Source organism: Duganella phyllosphaerae, from assembly GCF_001758785.1.
GTDB lineage: Bacteria > Pseudomonadota > Gammaproteobacteria > Burkholderiales > Burkholderiaceae_D > Rugamonas > Rugamonas phyllosphaerae.
Genome location: NZ_LROM01000060.1, coordinates 1 through 20,458, shown reverse-complemented (window position 1 = coordinate 20,458; position 20,458 = coordinate 1). Strand labels below are relative to the sequence as shown.

General features: G+C 59.5%; 16 protein-coding genes and 1 tRNA gene. 3 read left to right on the top strand and 14 right to left on the bottom strand.

The annotated features are described in order from the left end of the window. Positions 1-185: 185 nt before the first annotated feature. Positions 186-2,246: an aminotransferase class V-fold PLP-dependent enzyme gene (locus tag DUPY_RS06170; RefSeq protein WP_070246957.1), complete on the bottom strand. Its 2,061-nt coding sequence runs from the start codon at positions 2,244-2,246 to the stop codon at positions 186-188. Positions 2,247-2,408: 162 nt separating this feature from the next. Between DUPY_RS06170 and DUPY_RS06165 the strand changes: the two genes are divergently transcribed. The 3 genes from DUPY_RS06165 (at position 2,409) to DUPY_RS06155 (ending at position 6,062) form a co-directional block, all read left to right on the top strand. Beyond that, a complete protein-coding gene (locus DUPY_RS06165) occupies positions 2,409-2,885 on the top strand; it encodes an Lrp/AsnC family transcriptional regulator (RefSeq protein WP_070246956.1) in 477 nt (158 codons plus the stop codon). An 84-nt stretch (positions 2,886-2,969) separates the two neighbouring features. Continuing rightward, positions 2,970-4,139, top strand: a complete 1,170-nt coding sequence (locus DUPY_RS06160; RefSeq protein WP_070246955.1) for an HPP family protein — start codon at positions 2,970-2,972, stop codon at positions 4,137-4,139. A 102-nt stretch (positions 4,140-4,241) separates the two neighbouring features. Beyond that, entirely contained in the window at positions 4,242-6,062 is a 1,821-nt protein-coding gene (locus DUPY_RS06155) for a DUF885 domain-containing protein (RefSeq protein ID WP_070246954.1), read from the top strand. 201 nt (positions 6,063-6,263) lie between these two features. Here DUPY_RS06155 and DUPY_RS29035 read toward each other — a convergent pair whose 3' ends face one another. The 13 genes from DUPY_RS29035 to DUPY_RS27125 form a co-directional block, all read right to left on the bottom strand. Then, positions 6,264-6,398, bottom strand: coding sequence for a hypothetical protein (locus DUPY_RS29035; RefSeq protein WP_267875805.1), 135 nt, complete (start codon positions 6,396-6,398; stop codon positions 6,264-6,266). Next, positions 6,395-6,961 carry a hypothetical protein gene (locus DUPY_RS06150; RefSeq protein WP_070246953.1) on the bottom strand — a complete coding sequence of 189 codons (567 nt, stop codon included), beginning with the start codon at positions 6,959-6,961 and terminating at the stop codon, positions 6,395-6,397. The genes DUPY_RS29035 and DUPY_RS06150 overlap by 4 nt, the downstream gene beginning before the upstream one ends. Positions 6,962-7,094: 133 nt before the next feature. Then, complete coding sequence (locus DUPY_RS06145) at positions 7,095-7,703, bottom strand: winged helix-turn-helix domain-containing protein (protein WP_070246952.1); 609 nt, start codon at positions 7,701-7,703, stop codon at positions 7,095-7,097. Between the two features lie 109 nt (positions 7,704-7,812). Next, entirely contained in the window at positions 7,813-12,045 is a 4,233-nt protein-coding gene (rpoC, locus tag DUPY_RS06140) for a DNA-directed RNA polymerase subunit beta' (protein WP_070246951.1), read from the bottom strand. Positions 12,046-12,224: 179 nt separating this feature from the next. Continuing rightward, positions 12,225-16,334: a DNA-directed RNA polymerase subunit beta gene (gene rpoB, locus DUPY_RS06135; RefSeq protein ID WP_070246950.1), complete on the bottom strand. Its 4,110-nt coding sequence runs from the start codon at positions 16,332-16,334 to the stop codon at positions 12,225-12,227. A gap of 271 nt (positions 16,335-16,605) precedes the next feature. Further along, positions 16,606-16,977, bottom strand: coding sequence for a 50S ribosomal protein L7/L12 (rplL, locus tag DUPY_RS06130; RefSeq protein WP_070246949.1), 372 nt, complete (start codon positions 16,975-16,977; stop codon positions 16,606-16,608). A 92-nt stretch (positions 16,978-17,069) separates the two neighbouring features. After that, positions 17,070-17,606, bottom strand: a complete 537-nt coding sequence (gene rplJ / locus DUPY_RS06125) for a 50S ribosomal protein L10 (RefSeq protein ID WP_070246996.1) — start codon at positions 17,604-17,606, stop codon at positions 17,070-17,072. Between the two features lie 311 nt (positions 17,607-17,917). Then, positions 17,918-18,613 carry a 50S ribosomal protein L1 gene (rplA, locus tag DUPY_RS06120; protein ID WP_070246948.1) on the bottom strand — a complete coding sequence of 232 codons (696 nt, stop codon included), beginning with the start codon at positions 18,611-18,613 and terminating at the stop codon, positions 17,918-17,920. A gap of 2 nt (positions 18,614-18,615) precedes the next feature. Continuing rightward, positions 18,616-19,047, bottom strand: a complete 432-nt coding sequence (gene rplK / locus DUPY_RS06115) for a 50S ribosomal protein L11 (protein WP_070246947.1) — start codon at positions 19,045-19,047, stop codon at positions 18,616-18,618. Between the two features lie 123 nt (positions 19,048-19,170). Continuing rightward, positions 19,171-19,785, bottom strand: coding sequence for a transcription termination/antitermination protein NusG (gene nusG / locus DUPY_RS06110; protein WP_056139862.1), 615 nt, complete (start codon positions 19,783-19,785; stop codon positions 19,171-19,173). After that, positions 19,785-20,168, bottom strand: coding sequence for a preprotein translocase subunit SecE (secE, locus tag DUPY_RS06105; protein WP_070246946.1), 384 nt, complete (start codon positions 20,166-20,168; stop codon positions 19,785-19,787). The genes nusG and secE overlap by 1 nt, the downstream gene beginning before the upstream one ends. 35 nt (positions 20,169-20,203) lie before the next feature. Then, a tRNA-Trp gene (locus DUPY_RS06100) sits at positions 20,204-20,279 on the bottom strand. Positions 20,280-20,351: 72 nt separating this feature from the next. After that, the coding region (locus tag DUPY_RS27125; protein WP_474795865.1) for an EF-Tu C-terminal domain-related protein at positions 20,352-20,458 on the bottom strand (107 nt) is incomplete at its 5' end.

Below are 20,458 nucleotides of genomic sequence, written 5' to 3'. Positions count from 1 at the left end.
AACCTCGCTTGGACGTGCGCGACAAAACCGCGTCCGGCAATGCCGGCGCGGTGAGTAGTGGGAATGTGTGCCAAGCAATGATACGTCTCGTAACATTTTGCTACTGTGCGCTTACGAACATATGTGCAAAGGGCCGCTCGAGGCGGCCCTTCTTCAATCAGCTTATTGATTGATCGTTGAGTGGCTCAGGCAGCGAGCGCCAAGCCGCCGGTGAGGCTGTAGCTGCTGGCGTGGCCCAGCCGGCGCAGGCATTGCGCAGCTTTCATGCTGCGGTTGCCGCTGCGACACACGAACACCAGCGGCTGGTGGGTGCCGCCGCGCAGCCACAGGCTGGCGTGCTCGACCAGGCGGCTCAGCGGCACGCTCTGCGCCGCGCGTGCACCAGCGGTTGCCGCGATAGTGGCGGCAAACTCGTACGGCTCGCGCACATCGACCAGCATTGCATCGGGATGGGCTTGCAGGAAGGCGTCCAGCGCGTGGCTGTCGAGTTGCAGGTCGGCAGCGCAGGCCACATCGGCGTGGCCTGCGCACAGCTGGTTGCGCGCGTCACGCGTTGGGCACAGCAGGGTCTGCTCAGTGGTGACCGCAGCCACCTGCGATTCTGCGTGGGCGGTAAAGGCAAACCGCACCAGGTCGGCCGGCAGGTGGACGCCGTCCTTGACGCCGAGCAGGTAGGCGCGCGCGCCCTCGCCTGCTGCCACCTGCGCCAGCACCTGGCCGCCGATGGCAATCGCGTTCACTTCGGCGCCATCAGCGAGCGTGAGCCGATGGGCGGTGATCGCCGGCCAGCCGAACGCGTCGGTCAGCGCTTCGGCGTCGTAGTGGGCGCCCAGCGATTTCACCAGCGGCGCATGGTCGGCGCCAGCGGTGGTGGCAACGATCGCCAGCACCCGGTAGTTGTGGCCGCGCACGATGGCGGTGATGCGGGCAGTTAATGCCGGCAACGGGTCGATGACGATGCAGCTGCGGCTGGCCGCGTCCAGCACCAGCCAGCCGCACTCGCCTTCCACGCCCAGTTGCAGCAAGCCGTCGTCGGGCTCGGCGCTGGGCTGGTCGGCGATCATGCCGGCGGCGCGCAGCGCGGCGCCGCAGTGGGCAATGCGCTGGCAGGCGGTGGCGATGGTGGCCTCGTCAACCATGGCGCCAAATGACATGCGGATGGCGCCGGCGCTGCGCCACAGCGGCAAGCCCATGGCGTCAAGCACGTAGCTCGGTGCAGCCTTGCTGGCCGAGCAGGCGCTGCCGGCGCTGACGCGCACGCGCGCCGCGTCGAACACGTCCATCAGCTCGCGGCTCGATACCCCCGGCACCGCGAAGTTGAGCGTGGTGGGCAGCGATTTCTCGAAAGCGTTGTTGAACACGACGCCCGGCAGCGCCGCGCGCAAGGCGTCGGCCAGGCGCGCGCGGTAGCCGTGCAACTGCGCGTGCGACGGGAAGGTATCGCCGCGTTCGAGCGCGGCCAGCACCACGCCCAGTGCGGCAATGCCGGCCATGTTCTCGGTGCCCGAGCGCTGGCCGGTTTCCTGGCCGCCGCCCATTACCAGCGGCGTGAACGGCGCGCCGGCGCGCACGTACAACATGCCTACCCCTTTGGGCGCGTGCAGCTTGTGGCCGGAGAACGGCGCGTAGTCGATGCGGGTGGTGGCCAGGTTCAGTTGCAGCTTGCCCAGCGCCTGCACGCAATCGACCATCCACAGCGCGGTGGTGCCACTCGCTTCGATGGCGGCAGCAATGCCGTCGAGGTCGCTGACCACGCCGGTTTCGTTGTTGGCCGCCATGGTGCAGATCATGGCGGCGTCGGGCGCCAGCGCGCGCAGCGCAGCCAGGTCGTGCAGGCCGCCGCCATCGACCGGCAAGGCGGTCAGCTTCAGATTGGTGCCCAGCAGGCGGTTCCAGTGCGCCAGCGCCTCCGGCACGGCCTTGTGCTCGGTGGCGCCGTACACCAGCAGGCTGCCGACCGACTCGCCGCGAACCTGGCGCTCGCGCACCGCCACCAGCGCCGACAGCACGGCGGTCTGGATGCCCTCGGTGGCGCCGCTGTTGAACATCAGCCTGCCCTCGCCCGCGCCCAGCAGGCGCACCGCGCACTGGCGCGCCTGGTCGAGCACGACCTTGGCGCGCAGGCCGGTGCCGTGCGAGCTGCTGGGGTTGCCATAACGTTCGGCCATGATGTCCGCAGCGGCAAGCGCGGCAGCCGGCAGGATGCAGGTGGTGGCGTTGCCGTCGAGGTAGATTTCGTTATTCATTTTAAGAGGCGGGAAGGCGGTGAATATGAGCTAAACAGTTTAGCGAACTTTCCCCGAGAAAATATGCCAAAGCCACCTCCGTTTTGCACTGAAAAAAGCATGTTCATGCTGGCGAATAAAACTGTGTAGAATGAATTTTCTTTCATCCTGCACAACCACCCCATGCACTCACTCGACAAATACGATTGCGCCATCCTGGCGGCCCTGCAAATTGACGGCACCCTGTCGGTCGCTGCGCTCAGCGAAAAAGTCGGGCTGTCGAGCACGCCATGCTGGAAGCGGGTCAAACGGCTGGAAGAGGAAGGCTATATCGAGAGCCGGGTGGCCATCGTCAACCGCCGCAAGGTGGGCTTGCCGGTGACGGTGTACGTGAGCGTGCGTACCGGCCAGCATGACGCCAAGTGGCTCGACCGCTTTGCCGCCGCCGTCATGGCCCTGCCCGAGGTGCAGGAATTCCACCGCATGAGCGGCGATGTCGACTACCTGCTCAAGGTGGTCACGACCGATATCGAAGGCTATGACGCGTTTTATAAACGGCTGATCAAGGTGGGTCAATTGACCGGCGTATCGTCGGCGTTTTCGATGGAGCAGATCAAGTTTACAACCGCACTGCCACTCGACCTGGTGCCCTACGCCTGATCGGCCGCGCCAAAGTGCACCACCGTGGTGCAAGAAATATCATGCCGTGAGATAATGCCGCGTCTCAATACTTGAACTAACGCTATGCGCGCATTCTTCAGCTGGCTTCCCGGCCCCAGCAACGTCAGCCGCCCGGAACAACTGCGCGCCGCTGCCGGCGCCCTGTGCGGCTTGCTCGTTACCGCCCTGTTCGCCCATTATGTATTGGCGCCGACTGGCACTTCCATCTTCATGATCGCGCCGATGGGCGCGTCTGCCGTGCTGCTGTTCGCGGTGCCGGCCAGCCCGCTGGCGCAACCGTGGTCTGTGTTCGGCGGCAACGTCGTCAGCGGGCTGGTGGGCGTGGCGTGCGTGCGCTGGCTCGGCGACAGCCTGCCGATGCCGCTGCTGGGCGGCCTGGCTGTCGGCCTGGCGATTGCCACCATGTTCATGATGCGCTGCATCCACCCGCCTGGCGGCGCGGTGGCGCTGACTGCCGTGCTGGGCGGCCCGGTGGTCCACGCGGCCGGCTTCGAGTTCGTGTTGCTGACGGTAGCGGTCGACACGGCGCTGCTGGTTACCATGGCCATCATCTACAACAACCTGACCGGACGGCGCTACCCGCACGTGCAGCAAAGCACGACCGTCAACGTCCACGGCACCAAAGATGAAGCGCCCACGCTGCGGCTCGGCTTCAAGACCGAAGACCTCGACGCCGTGCTCAGGCAATACAACCAGGTGCTCGACATCAGCCGCGACGATCTCGAATCGCTGTTCATGCAAACCGAGCAGCGCGCCTACCAGCGTCGCTTCGGCGTGATCACCTGCGCCGACATCATGTCGTGCGACATCGTCAGCGCCGAATTCGGCACTGAACTGGAGCCGGCCTGGCAACTGATGCGCAACCACCGCGTGGTGGCCCTTCCCGTGCTCAACCGTGCGCGGCGCGTGATTGGCATCGTCACCCAGACCGATTTCCTCGAGCACGGCGGTCTCGACAGCTACAGCGGCATGCGCAGCCAGTTGCAGCGCTTCCTGCGCAAGAGCGGCGTCACCCACACCGAAAAAGCCGAGGTGGTGGGCCAGATCATGAGCCACCATCCGACCACCGCGCGGCTCGATACGCCGATCGTCGACCTGGTGCCGCTGATGGCCAACTCGGGCTTCCACCATATTCCGATCGTCGATGCGGAAGACCGTTTTGCCGGCATCATCACCCAGTCGGACCTGGTGGCCGCGCTGTACCAAACCCGGCTGGCGGAGGCGGCAGCCTGAGTCATTGCCAGCCCGGTTTCGATTGATACAATTTGTTGCGCGGCATAGCCGCGCATGGCTTATCCTAGTCGCGCTAGATTCACCATGGACCAGGAAACAGACATGAAGTGCACAACCCGTATCGCTACCGCCAGCCTCGCCGTCGCGCTGGCATTCATACCCCTCAGCAACACCTTCGCCCTGCCGCTGGCCGACGCCGCCAACCGCCCGGTGCCGCGCGTGAGCGCCACCCCGGCGCACCAGGCGCTGCAAGCCATTGCCACCGAATACTACGACGCCGTCGCCCGCTTCGAGCCGATCGGCGCCACCGAAAACGGCGACAACCGTTACGATGCGCAACTGGGCCTGAGCATCTCGCCCGGCAAGCGCGCCTTGCAATTCAAGCTGTACCGCGATTTCGCCAAGCGCGTGAAAGCCATCAAGCGGGAAGTATTGAACGCCGAAGACCGCCTCGACTACGACATCCTGCGCTACGAGCTGCGCCGCCTGATCGCCATGGAGCGCTTCCCCGAGCACTTGCTGCCGATCAACCAGATGGACAGCGTGCCGGTCACCCTGGCTAACTACGCGGGCGGCCAGGCATCGCAGCCGATCGGCACCGTGACGCAATACGACGCCTACCTGAGCCGTATCAGCCAGATGCCGGCGTGGATCGACCAGGCGATTGCCAATATGCGCGACGGCATCAAGAAGGGTATCACCCAGCCGAAAGCGATCATGATCTCGGCCCTGCCGCAGTACAAGAAACTGCTCAGCGACACGCCCGAACAGAGCATCTACTACACCCCGATCAAGAACCTGCCAGCGAGCTTCAGCGCTGCCGACAAGGCACGCCTGACCGAAGCCTACCGCAAGCAGATCGCCGAGCAGATCATGCCGGCCCTGGGCCGCCTGGCCGCCTTCGTGGAAAAAGATTACATCCCGGCCTGCCGCACCTCGACCGGGTTGGGCGCCCTGCCCGACGGCGCCGCCTGGTACCAGGCGCGCGTGGCCAACGCCACCACCACCTCGCTGAAACCGGACGAGATCCATGCGATCGGCCTGCGCGAAGTGGCGCGCATTCAGTCGCAGTTCGAAGTGCTCGGACCCAAGCTCGGCTACAACGGCCCGGCAGCCGGCCTACCGGTCTGGGTGGCGGCGCAACCGAAGTTCCGTCCGTTCAAGACCGAACAGGAAGTGCAAGCGGTCTACCACAAGCTCAACGACGTGCTCGACACCAAGCTGCCGCTGATGTTCACGCTGGTGCCCAAGGCCAAGCTCGACCTGCGCCTGGAACCCGAACTGAGCCGCGACACCGCCTCCGACCACTACACGGCGCCGGCCATCGACGGCTCGCGCCCCGGCGTGTTCTGGTCGGTAGTGACCGATCCGACCAAGTACGGCAGCACCGGCATGACTACGCTATTCCTGCACGAAGGCAAGCCCGGCCACCACTTCCACATCGCCCTGATGCAGGAACTGAACCTGCCCGACTTCCGCAAATTCGGCGGCAACAATGCCTTCACCGAAGGCTGGGCGCTGTACTCGGAAACGCTGGGCAAGGAAATGGGCCTGTTCGACGATCCGGCCCAGTATTTCGGCCACCTGAACGACGAACTGCTGCGCGCCACGCGCCTGGTGGTCGATACCGGCATGCACGCGAAGGGCTGGACCCGCGAACAAAGCATCAAGTACATGCGCGAAACGCTGGGCTACGACGAAGTGGCAAAAAGCGAAACCGAGCGCTACATGGCCTGGCCGGCACAGGCGCTGGGCTACAAGATCGGCTCGCTGAAAATCGTCGAGCTGCGCCACCGCGCGGAGGAAGCGCTCGGTGAGCGCTTCAGCTTGCCGAAGTTCCACGAGGTAGTGCTCAGCGATGGCACCTTGCCGCTGGCGTTGCTGGAGGAGAAGGTGGACCGGTGGATTGCGCAGCAGCAGTGATCAATAGGCCGTGATGGAAGCGGATATCCTGGGGCGACTTGAGGGAACCTCGAAAAACCTACTGCGCGATCCGCTATCGCCGCTCCGTTGCTCAGCGTACAGCCGTACGCTTGCGCTACTCGCGCCGATAACGAACCGCTCGCTACGGTTTTTCGAGGTCCCCTTGACCGGTCGGGCAAATGCAAGGCGCAGTGAACGCGCTTACAAGCTCCAGGAAAGATAAGCCGTCGCTACTGCAGCCGCAATTGAGACCACGCCAAGTATGCCGGAAAGGATCTTTCCGGCAAGGACACGTGCAGCCAGATCGGTCTCCAGTTTTGCTATTAATCCGCTCATTTTATTTCCTTCAAACAGTTCGTGTCGCGTTGCTGGGCATCTAGCAGACAGTGTTCCAAGCGGTCCCGCATCGCTTGCCTGTCGACGGCCGCCCTCTTATGCTCTTGGTCGACGAGGGTTGCGTGGGTCGCCGAGTAAGTCACAATCACAACTACCATAGACAAGATAGAGCCGGCAAAAATACGCATATCCCTGATATGAGGATAACGAAATACATGTCCAGTTGGCAGATCGAGGGAATTGAGCCCAACGATAAATACCGATACCACGATCAACAAGATGTGAATACCGAAAGCAACCCATATCGGGCTAGACCACACCTTGATCGTCTTTATCTCCTGTAGGGAGACAAGTTCATAACAGGTGGCAGCAGCCATCCCCATCACGGCCCACAACAATTCGCCCTTCCCAATCGACTTGACAACATTGTTGGTTGCCAACGGTGCAGTGGACGGTGGAATGCCAACCAGCCAAAGCAGGAATAACGGGCCGATCACGGGAATAATAATGTTGATTGCGAACCAACCAAAGCTCGGCAACCAGTAGACATGTTGAATTTCCAAGATAACTCCTGAAAGGCGTCATCTGAAAACCTTCAGCCCTTTGTATTCTCCACGTGAGCGAAACGGCGGTCAAGCAAGCTCAAGGGCGAAATTTACTCATTTCGGTACAAATCCAGGCCATGCGGTGAACTTTTTAATCACCCGCAGTCACCTCGGCAACAATTTTCTCCAGATCCGCCTCATCACCGAGCACATAAATTTTCTGCTCCCGCAGCACCTGCAAGATAAACCCCTGCTGCTCGCGCAAGCGACGCTTGAAGTCCGGCAGCGTGTACAGGTTGGGATTGATTTTTCGGCGCAACAAGCGCTCCGCCACTGGCAGCCGCGACAGCAGCTCGCCGTAGCTGGTGTTCTCGCCGATCAGCAGCAACTCCACCGGCGTGTTCATGCCCTCGTGCTCCTTGGCCGTGGCGCCGTACACGAACGCCACGTTGAGCACGCGCTGCAACGGCGCCAGCGCCGAGTTCAGCACGCTGACCAGGCCAAACGTCTTTCTCACCACGCTCGTCAGTTCTTCGTAGACCATGCAATCGACGTTCGGCTTGAACCGACGCACGTTGCCGATGCGCTCGGAGACGATCACGCCCGCCTCGTGCAGGCGCTTCAACTCGCGCTGGGCCGAGGCGCTGCCCAGGCCAGTCAGGCGCATGATTTCGTTGAGGTGGTAGCCGTCGGTGGTGCGTATAAAAAGCAAACCCAGCAGTTTCTGCTGGGCGGGAGTGAAGAGGGCTTGAGCGATCATGAGCCAGATCTTAGCATGTATAAATCAGTTGCTGGCAGCGCAAAACAAAGGTGGCAGGCATAAAAAAACGGCGCCCGCAGGCGCCGTTCTTGGAGGACTGGAAGCTAAATTACGCTTCGTCGCCGTGCGGAGTCACCGATTCGGTCACTTCCACATCGCCACCAGACATGGCAGCTTTTTCTGCTTGCAGCAGGGCTTGACGCTCTTCCACTTCCCACAGTTCTTTCTCTTTGCGGGCGCGGTGGAACGCCAGGCCGGTGCCGCCTGGGATCAGGCGACCAACGATCACGTTTTCTTTCAGGCCGCGCAGACCGTCGCGCTTGCCCATGATCGCCGCTTCCGTCAGCACGCGGGTGGTTTCCTGGAACGATGCGGCCGAGATGAACGAATCGGTTGACAGCGATGCCTTGGTAATACCCAGCAGGACGTTTTCGTAGGTCGCAGGAATCTTGTTCTCGCGGTCCATGCGATCGTTTTCGTCCAGCAGTTCCGAACGCTCGACCTGCTCGCCAACGATGTAGTTGGTGTCGCCGGCGTTGACGATCTGAACCCGACGCAGCATCTGGCGCACGATCACTTCGATGTGCTTGTCGTTAATCTTCACGCCTTGCAGACGGTACACGTCTTGCACTTCGTCAACGATGTAACGTGCCAGCGCTTCGATGCCCAGCAGGCGCAGGATGTCTTGTGGATCGGCCGGGCCGTCCACGATCATCTCGCCCTTGTTCACTACCTGGCCGTCGTGAACCAGCACTTGCTTGTCCTTGGTGATCAGGAACTCGTGCTTGTTGCCGTCCATGTCCGTGATTTCCAGACGCTGCTTGCCCTTGGTTTCTTTACCGAAGGCCACGGTACCGGTGACTTCCGCCAGCATGCCCGCGTCTTTCGGCGAACGTGCTTCGAACAGCTCGGCCACGCGTGGCAGACCACCGGTAATGTCACGGGTTTTCTGCGATTCGGTCGGGATACGCGCCAGAACCTCACCCACGGACACTTGCTGGCCGTCTTTCACCATGATCAGTGCGCCAACCTGGAAACCGATCGCTACAGCGTGTTCGGTACCGGCGATCTTCACTTCGTGACCTTCTTCGTTCAACAGTTTGACCTGTGGACGCAGGGTTTTGGTCAGCGAACCGCGACGCTTGGCATCGATCACAACGAGCGTGGCCAGACCGGTCACTTCGTCCACCTGACGGGCCACGGTCACGCCTTCTTCGACGTTCTCGAAACGCACCGTACCAGCGTACTCGGTGATGATCGGACGGGTCAGCGGATCCCAGGTTGCCAGGGCCGTACCGGCCTTGATGACCAGGCCATCCTTGACGATCAGGGTCGCGCCGTACGGCACTTTATGACGCTCACGCTCACGGCCGTGGTCGTCGGTAATCAGCACTTCGCCCGAACGGGAAATGACGATTTGCGCGCCCTTGCCGTTGGTAACGTAACGCATGGTCGAGGTGAAACGGATGGTACCGTTCGACTTCGCTTCCACCGACGATGCCACTGCTGCACGCGATGCCGCACCACCGATGTGGAAGGTACGCATGGTCAGCTGGGTACCAGGCTCACCAATCGACTGCGCTGCCACCACGCCGACTGCTTCGCCGGAGTTGACCAGCATGCCGCGGCCCAGGTCGCGACCGTAGCACTTGGCGCACAGGCCGAAGCGCGTGTCGCAAGTGAGCGGCGTGCGAACCTTGACTTCGTCGATCGACAGACGCTCGATCTCTTCGACCATGTCTTCGTCCATCAGGGTGCCAGCTTCGTACAGGGTGGACTGGTTTTCCGGATTGACGACGTCGTTGACCACCACGCGGCCGAGGATACGGTCGCGCAGCGCTTCGATGACTTCACCACCTTCAACCAGCGCCTTCATGACGGTACCGTTGGAGGTGCCGCAATCATCTTCGATCACGACCAGATCCTGGGTCACGTCGACCAGACGACGGGTCAGGTAACCGGAGTTCGCGGTTTTCAGTGCCGTATCGGCCAGACCTTTACGAGCGCCGTGGGTCGAAATGAAGTACTGCAACACGTTCAGACCTTCGCGGAAGTTCGCGGTAATCGGCGTTTCGATAATCGAACCATCCGGTTTGGCCATCAGACCACGCATACCGGCCAGCTGGCGAATCTGCGCTGCCGAACCACGTGCGCCCGAGTCGGCCATCATGTAAATCGCGTTGAACGATTCCTGGGTCGACTTGGTGCCGTCACGCTTGATGACGTCTTCCACTTTCAGCTGGTCCATCATGGCCTTGCCGACTTCGTCCGAGGTCTTGCCCCAGATGTCGACGACCTTGTTGTAACGCTCGCCGGCGGTCACCAGACCCGAAGCGTACTGCTGCTCGATCTGTTTGACTTCGGACTCTGCAGCCGAAATCAGGGTGACTTTTTGTGGCGGTACCAGCATGTCGTCCACGCAGATCGAAATACCGGCGCGGGTTGCCAGGCGGAAGCCCGACTGCATCAGTTGGTCAGCAAACACGACCGTCGCGCGCAGACCGCACTTACGGAACGAGGTGTTGATCAGCTTGGAAATTTCTTTCTTTTTCAGCGCGCGATTCAGCACCGAGAAAGGCAGACCTTTCGGCAGGATTTCCGACAGAATGGCGCGGCCAACCGTGGTTTCGTAGCGGGTAACGGTACGGACGAACTCGCCCGTTTCGAGATCTTTTGGATTCTCGACGATACGCACCGTGATACGGGTGGTCAGTTCCACTTCCTTGTTGTCGTAGGCACGGATGACTTCCGACACGTCAGGGAACAGCATGCCTTCGTTTTTCGCGTTGATCGCTTCGCGGGTCGCGTAGTACAGACCCAGCACGATATCCTGCGAAGGAACGATCGACGGCTCGCCGTTCGACGGGAACAGGATGTTGTTCGACGCCAGCATCAGCGTACGTGCTTCCATCTGCGCTTCGATCGACAGCGGTACGTGCACAGCCATCTGGTCACCGTCGAAGTCGGCGTTGAACGCCGCGCAAACGAGTGGGTGCAGCTGGATTGCTTTACCTTCAATCAGGACCGGCTCGAACGCCTGGATACCCAGACGGTGCAGGGTTGGTGCACGGTTGAGCATGATCGGGTGTTCGCGGATCACGTCTTCCAGGATGTCCCAAACCACTGGTTCCTGAATTTCAACCAGTTTCTTCGCTGCCTTGATGGTCGTAGCCAGACCCATCAGTTCCAGCTTGTTGAAGATAAAGGGTTTAAACAGCTCGAGGGCCATCAGCTTCGGCAGACCGCACTGGTGCAGTTTCAGCTGTGGACCCACCACGATGACCGAACGGCCCGAGTAGTCGACGCGCTTACCGAGCAAGTTCTGACGGAAACGACCGCCCTTACCTTTGATCATCTCGGCCAGCGATTTCAGCGGACGCTTGTTGGCGCCAGTCATCGCTTTGCCGCGACGGCCGTTGTCCAGCAACGAGTCGACTGCTTCTTGCAGCATGCGCTTTTCGTTACGCGTGATGATCTCTGGAGCACGCAGCTCCATCAGGCGCTTCAGACGGTTGTTACGGTTGATCACGCGGCGATACAGATCGTTCAGATCCGAGGTCGCGAAACGGCCGCCGTCCAGCGGGACCAGTGGGCGCAGTTCCGGCGGCAGCACCGGCAGCACTTCCATGATCATCCACTCGGGCTTGATGCCCGAACGCTGGAATGCTTCCAGCACTTTCAGACGCTTGGCGTATTTCTTGATCTTCGCTTCGGACTTCGATTCCTTCAGTTCCACGCGCAGGGTTTCGGCATCGCGGTGGATGTCGATCGAGCGCAGCAGTTCACGGATACCTTCGGCGCCCATGAAGGCGGTGAAGTCGTCGCCGTACTCTTCGTACTTGGCGGCGTAGTCGTCTTCCGACATGATCTGGCACTTCTTCAGCGGGGTCATGCCTGGATCGGTCACGACGTATGCTTCGAAGTACAGCACGCGTTCGATGTCCCGCAGGGTCATGTCCAGGACCATGCCCAGGCGCGACGGCAGCGACTTCAGGAACCAGATGTGCGCGGTTGGCGACGCCAGTTCGATGTGGCCCATGCGCTCACGACGCACTTTGGCCAGGGTGACTTCAACGCCGCACTTTTCGCAGATCACACCGCGGTGCTTGAGGCGCTTGTACTTGCCGCACAGGCATTCGTAGTCCTTGATCGGGCCAAAAATCTTGGCGCAGAACAGGCCGTCGCGCTCAGGCTTGAAGGTACGATAGTTGATGGTTTCCGGCTTTTTAACTTCGCCGTAGGACCACGAACGGATTTTTTCAGGCGAAGCGAGACCGATCTTGATCGCGTCAAAGGTCTCGTTCGTCTGTACTTGCTTGAATAGATCGAGCAGTGCTTTCATGTATCACTCCAGAGGTGATGAATTCTTCAAATTGCCCAAAAGGCCGTGCTGTCTCGGGGGCCGCGAAAACCGTAGCGAGCGGCCGGATATCGTCTTGAGTAGCGGAAGCGTACGCATGTACGCTGAGCAACGGAAAGGCGATAGCTGGTCGCGCAGTAGGTTTGCGCGGCCCCTTCGTGTTAGTTACGTTCCAGGTCTATATCGATACCCAGGGAACGAATCTCTTTCACCAGCACGTTGAACGATTCCGGCATGCCGGCATCGATCACGTGGTCGCCCTTGACGAGGTTTTCGTACACTTTGGTACGGCCATTCACGTCATCGGACTTCACGGTCAACATCTCTTGCAGCACGTACGATGCGCCGTACGCTTCCAGTGCCCACACCTCCATCTCACCGAAACGCTGGCCACCGAACTGGGCTTTACCGCCCAGTGGCTGCTGCGTTACCAGCGAGTAAGGACCGGTCGAACGCGCGTGCATCTTGTCGTCAACCAGGTGGTGCAGTTTCAGCATGTGCATTACGCCAACGGTGACCTTGCGCTCGAATGCTTCGCCGGTGCGGCCGTCGTACATGGTGACCTGGTTCTTCGATGGGGTCATGCCAAGCTTGGCAGCGACATCATCAGGATACGCCAGATCGAGCATGCGGCGAATTTCCGACTCGTGCGCACCGTCGAATACCGGGGTGGCGAACGGCACACCTTTTTTCAGGTTGTGCGCCAGGCCCATGATCTCTTCATCGTTGAAGTTGTCCAGATCTTCCGGACGACCCGATTCGTTGTAGACCGTGGTCAGGTACTTGCGCATCTCTTCGACCTTGATCTGCGCTTGCAGCATTTCGCCGATACGGATGCCCAGGCCCTTCGCTGCCCAGCCAAGGTGGGTCTCGAGAATCTGACCCACGTTCATACGCGATGGCACACCCAGCGGGTTCAGTACCACGTCGGCCGGCGTACCGTCCGCCATGTATGGCATGTCTTCCACGGGAACGATGCGCGATACCACACCCTTGTTACCGTGACGACCTGCCATCTTGTCGCCCGACTGCAGGCGGCGTTTAACGGCCAGGTACACCTTGACCATCTTTTGCACGCCAGGTTGCAGCTCGTCGCCCTGGGTCAGCTTCTTGCGCTTCTCTTCGAAGGCCAGATCGAACTGGTGACGCTTCTCGGCGATCGATTCCTTGATCGCTTCGAGTGCGGTGGCAGCGGCATCTTCCGATGGACGGATGTCGAACCAGTGGTACTTGTCCAGATCGTCCAGGTATTCCTTGGTGATCTTGGCGCCTTTGGCCAGCTTTTTAGGGCCGCCGTTGACCACCTGGTTGATCAGCATTTTTTCCAGACGCTGGAAGGCATCGCCCTCCACGATACGCATCTGGTCGTTCAGGTCCAGGCGGAAACGCTTGAGTTCATCGTCGATGATCTGTTGCGCGCGCTTGTCGCGAACGATGCCTTCACGGGTGAACACTTGCACGTCGATCACGGTGCCGACCATGCCCGAAGGCACGCGCAGCGAGGTGTCTTTGACGTCCGAAGCTTTCTCGCCGAAGATCGCGCGCAGCAGCTTTTCTTCCGGGGTCAGCTGGGTTTCGCCTTTAGGCGTCACTTTACCGACCAGGGTGTCGCCGGCGGTCACTTCCGCGCCGATGTACACGATGCCCGACTCGTCCAGGCGTGCCAGTTGATTTTCGGCCAGGTTCGAGATATCACGGGTGATTTCTTCGGCGCCCAGCTTGGTATCACGTGCAACAACGCTCAGTTCTTCGATGTGAATCGAGGTGTAACGGTCGTCTTTGACGACGTTTTCCGAGATCAGGATCGAATCTTCGAAGTTCAGACCATTCCATGGCATGAACGCCACGGTCATGTTCTGGCCCAGTGCCAATTCGCCCAGGTCGGTCGATGCGCCGTCGGCGATAACGTCGCCCTTGGCCACGCGGTCGCCAACTTTGACGATTGGACGCTGGTTGATGTTGGTGTTCTGGTTCGAACGGGTGTACTTGATCAGGTTGTAGATGTCCACACCGACTTCGCCGGCGGTGGCTTCTTCATCGTTCACGCGAATCACGACACGGCCCGCATCGATGTAGTCGACCAGACCGCCACGCAGAGCCTGCACGGTGGTGCCCGAGTCGACTGCCACGGTGCGTTCGATACCGGTACCGACCAGCGCTTTTTCAGGGCGCAGGCAAGGAACTGCCTGGCGCTGCATGTTGGCGCCCATCAGTGCACGGTTCGCATCATCGTGTTCCAGGAACGGAATCAGCGACGCTGCAACGGAAACGATCTGGCCTGGCGCCACGTCCATGTACTGGACGCGCTCTGGCGATACCAGGATGGTCTCGCCGGCTTCACGCGACGACACCAGCTCGTCGACCAGGGTGCCGGTCTCATCGACCTTGGCATTGGCCTGGGCGATGATGTAGCGGCCTTCTTCGATCGCCGACAGGTAATCGATCTGCTCGGTGACCTTGGAACCATCGACCTTGCGGTACGGGGTTTCCAGGAAGCCGTATTCGTTCAAGCGGGCGTACAGGGCCAGCGAGTTGATCAGGCCGATGTTCGGGCCTTCAGGCGTTTCGATCGGGCACACGCGGCCGTAGTGGGTCGGGTGCACGTCGCGCACCTCGAAGCCGGCACGTTCGCGGGTCAGACCGCCAGGTCCCAGGGCGGAGACACGACGTTTGTGCGTGATTTCCGACAGCGGGTTGGTCTGGTCCATAAACTGCGACAGCTGCGACGAACCGAAGAATTCACGGATCGCGGCCGAGATCGGCTTGCTGTTGATCAGGTCGTGCGGCATCAGGTTGTCCGCTTCGGCCTGGCCGAGACGTTCCTTGACAGCGCGCTCAACACGCACCAGGCCGGCACGGAATTGATTCTCCGCCAGTTCGCCGACGCAACGTACGCGACGGTTACCCAGGTGATCGATGTCATCGACTTCGCCGCGACCGTTGCGCAGCTCGACCAGGATCTTGATCACGGCCAGCACGTCTTCGTTCGACAGCGTCATGGCGCCGGTCAGTTCGTCACGGCCGATACGGCGGTTGAACTTCATGCGGCCCACGGCCGACAGGTCGTAACGCTCAGGGCTGTAGAACAGGCCGTTGAACAGTGCTTCGACCGAGTCTTCGGTTGGCGGTTCGCCAGGACGCATCATGCGGTAGATCGCCACGCGAGCGGCGGTCTGGTCGGCGGTGTCGTCCATGCGCAGGGTTTGCGAGATGTAGCCGCCCTGGTCCAGGTCGTTGGTGTACAGGGTCTGGATGTCGGTGATACCGGCATCGCGCAGACGGTTCAGTACGTCTTCGGTCAGTTCTTCGTTGGCGGACGCGACAACTTCGCCGGTCTCCGGATCAACGATGTTCTTGGCCAGCACGCGGCCCAGCAGGTAGTCTTCCGGCACCGAGATGTGTTTCAGACCGGCAGCGTCGATGTCGCGCACATGCTTGGCATTGATGCGCTTGTCTTTCATGACGATGGCCTTGGCCGACTTCGGATCGACGATGTCGAAGCGCGCGACTTCGCCGCGCAGGCGTTCGGCAACGAATTCCATTTCCGCGCCTTCGGAGCGCAGGTGGAAATTGTCGAAGACAAAGAAGTTAGCCAGGATCTGTTCCGGCGTCATGCCGATGGCCTTGAGCAGGATCGATACCGGCATCTTGCGGCGACGGTCAACGCGGAAGTACAGGATGTCTTTCGGGTCGAACTCGAAGTCCAGCCACGAGCCGCGGTAAGGAATGATACGGGCCGAGAACAGCAGTTTGCCGGACGAGTGGGTCTTGCCGCGGTCGTGTTCGAAGAACACACCCGGGGAGCGATGCAGCTGCGAAACGATAACACGCTCGGTACCATTGATCACGAACGAACCGGTGGTGGTCATCAGGGGCAGCTCGCCCATGTAGACTTCCTGTTCCTTCATTTCCTTGACGACCGGCTTGGTCGGCGATTCCTTGTCCAGGATCACCAGGCGCACCTTGGCGCGCAGCGGTGACGCGAACGTCAGGCCACGCAGTTGGCATTCCTTGACGTCAAAGGCAGGATCGCCCAGAACGTACGACAGGAATTCGAGACGCGCAAAGCCATTGTGCGAAACGATAGGGAAAATCGAGGTAAAGGCCGACTGCAGGCCGTCGTTCTTGCGTGCGGATGCGCTAACATCTTCTTGCAAGAAACTGTGGTAGGACTCGAGCTGGGTAGCCAGCAGGAACGGAACGTTGTGAACGTTGGCGCGCTTCGCGAATGATTTGCGAATGCGTTTCTTCTCAGTAAATGAGTAGTGCATGGACACTCCGTGAGTGACAGAAAGGAAAAAAATTCAGGTTTTGCCAGTGCACTGCCAGCCACTTCAGCAACAATCTCGGCTGCGTGTCACACAGACGAAACCTGAAATCTCTACCATTTCCAGCGGATCAATTGGAACTGCAACGTCTTGACAACGTTACAAATACGACACAGACGACAAAGGAGCCAAAGCCGGGATTTCCCCCGGTAAAGAGAGAAATCCCGCAGCTTTGGCTCGTGGCGCTAAGTGGTAGCCGCCAATACAGCTTGAATTACTTCAGTTCGGCCTTGGCGCCAGCTTCTTCCAGCTTTTTCTTAGCGGCTTCAGCGTCAGCTTTCGACAGAGCTTCTTTAACGGTTTTTGGTGCGCCGTCAACGACGTCTTTGGCTTCTTTCAGGCCCAGACCGGTGATTTCGCGAACTGCTTTAATCACGCCAACTTTGTTCGCGCCGATTTCGGTCAGAACCAGGTTGAATTCGGTCTGCTCTTCAACAGCAGCTGCAGCAGCGCCGCCAGCAGCAGGAGCTGCCATTGCAGCGGCCGAAACGCCGAATTTTTCTTCGAATGCCTTAACCAGGTCGTTCAGGTCCATTACGGACATTTCGCTCACTGCGTTCAGGATGTCGTCTTTGCTAATTGCCATTTGAAACTCCAATAATTTTGATTCGTTTAATACATCAGATAGCTACTTGAAAAAAACCCGCCCCGGCCGTTGGGCCGGGATGCATCAGCTGATTAAGCTTCTGCAGGAGCTTCTTCTGCTGCAACTTCAGCAGCAGGAGCACCTTCGGATTTTTTCGCTGCCAGAGCAGCCAGACCACGTGCGAAGCCCGATACCGGAGCCAGCATAACGCCCAACAGCTGCGAGATGAGGACTTCACGGCTAGGAATGCTCGCCAACGCGGCAACAGCGGATTTATCCAGCTGCTTGCCTGCGTAGTTACCGGCAGTGATGACCAGTTTGTCGTTGGTTTTAGCGAAGTCAGCGATGACTTTAGCTGCTGCAACGGCGTCGTCCGAGATCGAATAGATCAGCGGACCGGTCATGCTGTCTGCCAGCGAGGCGAACTGCGTGCCTTCGACAGCGCGACGAGCGAGGGTGTTTTTCAACACTCGCAGGTACACGCCTTGAGCACGCGCCTTGGCACGGAGTTGCGTCAAGTGAGCAACCTGGATGCCACGATACTCGGCCACGACGATGGTTTGCGCAGTTGCTACTTTTGCGGAAACTTCGGCGACGACGGCCTTTTTGTCATTCAGATTGAGACCCACGGTCAATCTCCTTAAATGATAACCAGCCCAATTGCCGGTTATCGGTTCGAACAACGGCGTCCGAGGTTAGGAGTCCAATGGACTGCAAAACTTGGTCGGGAACACCATCTGCGTTGGGTGAAACAACTCAATTAACCGGATGCCTGCCTGATGCACCTGGCCCAACGGTCTTTGATTGCGACTGCCACTTGCATGGCAGCCATCCCAAAGAACTGCGCCGAGCTTTTCAGCTCAGCGACTTAATCTAGTCAGTGGGTATCAGGGCCGAACACGCTGCGCGTATCCGCTCCTGACACCCAAGTGTCAGCTTATCAAGCAGCCAGGGTAGTCTGGTCAACACGGACGCCAGCGCCCATGGTCGACGACAGCGATACCTTGCGCAGGTAAACACCCTTGCTCGATGCTGGCTTGGCTTTGTTCAGTGCGTCGATCAGGGCAACCAGGTTGCTCTTCAGATCTGCATCAGCGAACGATTTGCGGCCGATGGTCGCGTGGATGATACCGGCTTTGTCGGTACGGTACTGAACTTGACCGGCTTTCGCGTTTTTCACGGCGGTAGCGACGTCAGGGGTTACGGTGCCGACTTTCGGGTTAGGCATCAGGCCACGTGGGCCCAGGATCTGGCCCAGGGTACCAACGATGCGCATGGTGTCTGGCGAAGCGATGACGATATCGAAAGGCATGTCGCCGGCTTTGACGCGCTCGGCCAGGTCTTCCATACCAACAACGTCAGCGCCTGCTGCTTTAGCGGCTTCAGCTTTTTCGCCCGAAGCGAACACAGCTACGCGAACGGTTTTGCCGGTGCCAGCTGGCAGCACGACGGAACCGCGAACGACCTGGTCCGATTTCTTTGGATCCACACCCAGTTGTACCGACACGTCGATCGATTCATTGAACTTGGCGGTAGCCAGTTCCTTGATCAGAGCGACGGCATTGTCGAAACCGTAGGACTTGGTGCTATCAATCTTCGACTTGATAACTTTTGCGCGTTTGGACAGTTTTGCCATGATTACAGACCTTCCACCGTGATGCCCATCGAACGTGCGGAACCAGCGATGGTGCGTACAGCAGCATCCATGTCGGCAGCGGTCAGATCTGGGGTTTTCAATTTAGCGATTTCTTCAGCTTGGGCGCGGGTCAGCGTACCGACTTTGTCGGTATGTGGCTTCGGCGAACCTTTGGTGATGCCAGCGTGTTTCTTGATCAGGAACGTTGCTGGTGGCGTCTTCATCACGAAGGTGAAGGACTTGTCAGCAAACGCGGTGATCACGACTGGAATCGGCATGCCTGGCTCCAGACCTTGGGTCTGTGCATTGAAGGCCTTGCAGAATTCCATGATGTTCAGACCGCGCTGACCCAGCGCTGGGCCGATCGGTGGGGATGGGTTTGCTTTACCAGCTGGCACTTGCAGCTTGATAAAACCAATGATTTTCTTTGCCATGATGGCTCCTGTCTTGGATATGAGTAGTAGCGCCCCGCGATGCGCTGAACTGCATGCGGGGCTCCTCTTTTGCCAGATTTGTCAGGTTTTTACACCGTCGCCCGTTCTGGCGAACGGTGCTGCTTATACTTTTTCGACCTGGCCGAACTCGAGCTCGACTGGAGTTGCGCGGCCGAAGATGGTGACCGAGACGCGCACTTTCGATTTCTCGTAGTTGACTTCCTCGACGTTGCCGTTGAAGTCGGTGAACGGGCCATCCTTGATGCGGACCTGTTCGCCCACTTCGTACAGCACTTTTGGCCGTGGCTTCTCGACACCTTCTTGCATCTGCTGCATGATCTTGTCGATCTCGCGGGCAGGAATCGGGGTCGGCTTGTTCGATTTGCCGCCGATGAAACCGGTGACCTTGCTGGTGTTTTTGACCAGGTGCCAGGTTTCGTCGGTCATTTCCATTTCCACCAGCACGTAGCCAGGGAAGAAACGACGCTCGGTGACGGACTTTTGACCGTTTTTCACTTCGACTACTTCTTCAGTTGGCACCAGGATCTGGCCGAACTGGTCTTGCATGCCGGCGCGCTCTACGCGCTCGGTCAGCGCGCGCTGCACGCTTTTTTCCATACCGGAATACGCATGAACAACGTACCAGCGCTTGTTGCTTACTGGGACGCTGATTGGCGCTGCGCCAGCTTCTTGTGCAGGCACTTCGCCTTGCACGTCTTCTTGCACATTTTCGCTCATTATTTTCGTATGCCCAGAATGAGATCGTATAACAGGAATTCCAGCGTCTTATCCGTGCCCCACAGGAACAGCGCCATGACCAGAACAAAGGCAAACACGATGCCGGTGATCTGCATCGCTTCGCGACGGGTAGGCCAGACGACCTTTTTTGTTTCGCGAACGGCTTCTTGGGCAAAGTTCAGGAAATCACGGCCAGTCGACGAAGTCCACAAGAGCAGAACGGCAAAAGCCAAACCAGCTACAAGTGCGCCCGCGCGCACCAGAGCTGGTTTGTCCGACAGGTAATAAAACCCGACCACACCTGCGATTGCGACGGCGATGGCCAGCGCAACCTTAATCTTGTCATTCGACGTGCTGACGGTCTGCACGGATTGATTAGACATTGTATTTTACTTTCGGTGCCCTGCACCAGATTCGGTGGCAGGGGCGGAGGGCCTCGAACCCCCAACCTTCGGTTTTGGAGACCGACGCTCTGCCAATTGAGCTACGCCCCTTCCGAGTACTACTTACAAAGGATTTCGATTATACCACCAGGGACACCCCTGGTGGCCAATCCGCCATCCTAATTAGGCGATGATTTTTGCTACGACGCCTGCACCAACGGTACGGCCACCTTCGCGGATAGCGAAGCGCAGACCTTCTTCCATCGCGATCGGGTTGATCAGCTTGACGG

Excerpts from the sequence above, each read along its gene's own strand:
- DUPY_RS06170 (WP_070246957.1), bottom strand. The coding sequence starts at position 2,246 with ATGAATAACGAAATCTACCTCGACGGCAACGCCACCACCTGCATCCTG.
- DUPY_RS06165 (WP_070246956.1), top strand. The coding sequence starts at position 2,409 with ATGCACTCACTCGACAAATACGATTGCGCCATCCTGGCGGCCCTGCAA.
- DUPY_RS06160 (WP_070246955.1), top strand. The coding sequence starts at position 2,970 with ATGCGCGCATTCTTCAGCTGGCTTCCCGGCCCCAGCAACGTCAGCCGC.
- DUPY_RS06155 (WP_070246954.1), top strand. The coding sequence starts at position 4,242 with ATGAAGTGCACAACCCGTATCGCTACCGCCAGCCTCGCCGTCGCGCTG.
- DUPY_RS29035 (WP_267875805.1), bottom strand. The coding sequence starts at position 6,398 with ATGAGCGGATTAATAGCAAAACTGGAGACCGATCTGGCTGCACGTGTC.
- DUPY_RS06145 (WP_070246952.1), bottom strand. The coding sequence starts at position 7,703 with ATGATCGCTCAAGCCCTCTTCACTCCCGCCCAGCAGAAACTGCTGGGT.
- rpoC (WP_070246951.1), bottom strand. The coding sequence starts at position 12,045 with ATGAAAGCACTGCTCGATCTATTCAAGCAAGTACAGACGAACGAGACC.
- rpoB (WP_070246950.1), bottom strand. The coding sequence starts at position 16,334 with ATGCACTACTCATTTACTGAGAAGAAACGCATTCGCAAATCATTCGCG.
- rplL (WP_070246949.1), bottom strand. The coding sequence starts at position 16,977 with ATGGCAATTAGCAAAGACGACATCCTGAACGCAGTGAGCGAAATGTCC.
- rplA (WP_070246948.1), bottom strand. The coding sequence starts at position 18,613 with ATGGCAAAACTGTCCAAACGCGCAAAAGTTATCAAGTCGAAGATTGAT.
- rplK (WP_070246947.1), bottom strand. The coding sequence starts at position 19,047 with ATGGCAAAGAAAATCATTGGTTTTATCAAGCTGCAAGTGCCAGCTGGT.
- nusG (WP_056139862.1), bottom strand. The coding sequence starts at position 19,785 with ATGAGCGAAAATGTGCAAGAAGACGTGCAAGGCGAAGTGCCTGCACAA.
- secE (WP_070246946.1), bottom strand. The coding sequence starts at position 20,168 with ATGTCTAATCAATCCGTGCAGACCGTCAGCACGTCGAATGACAAGATT.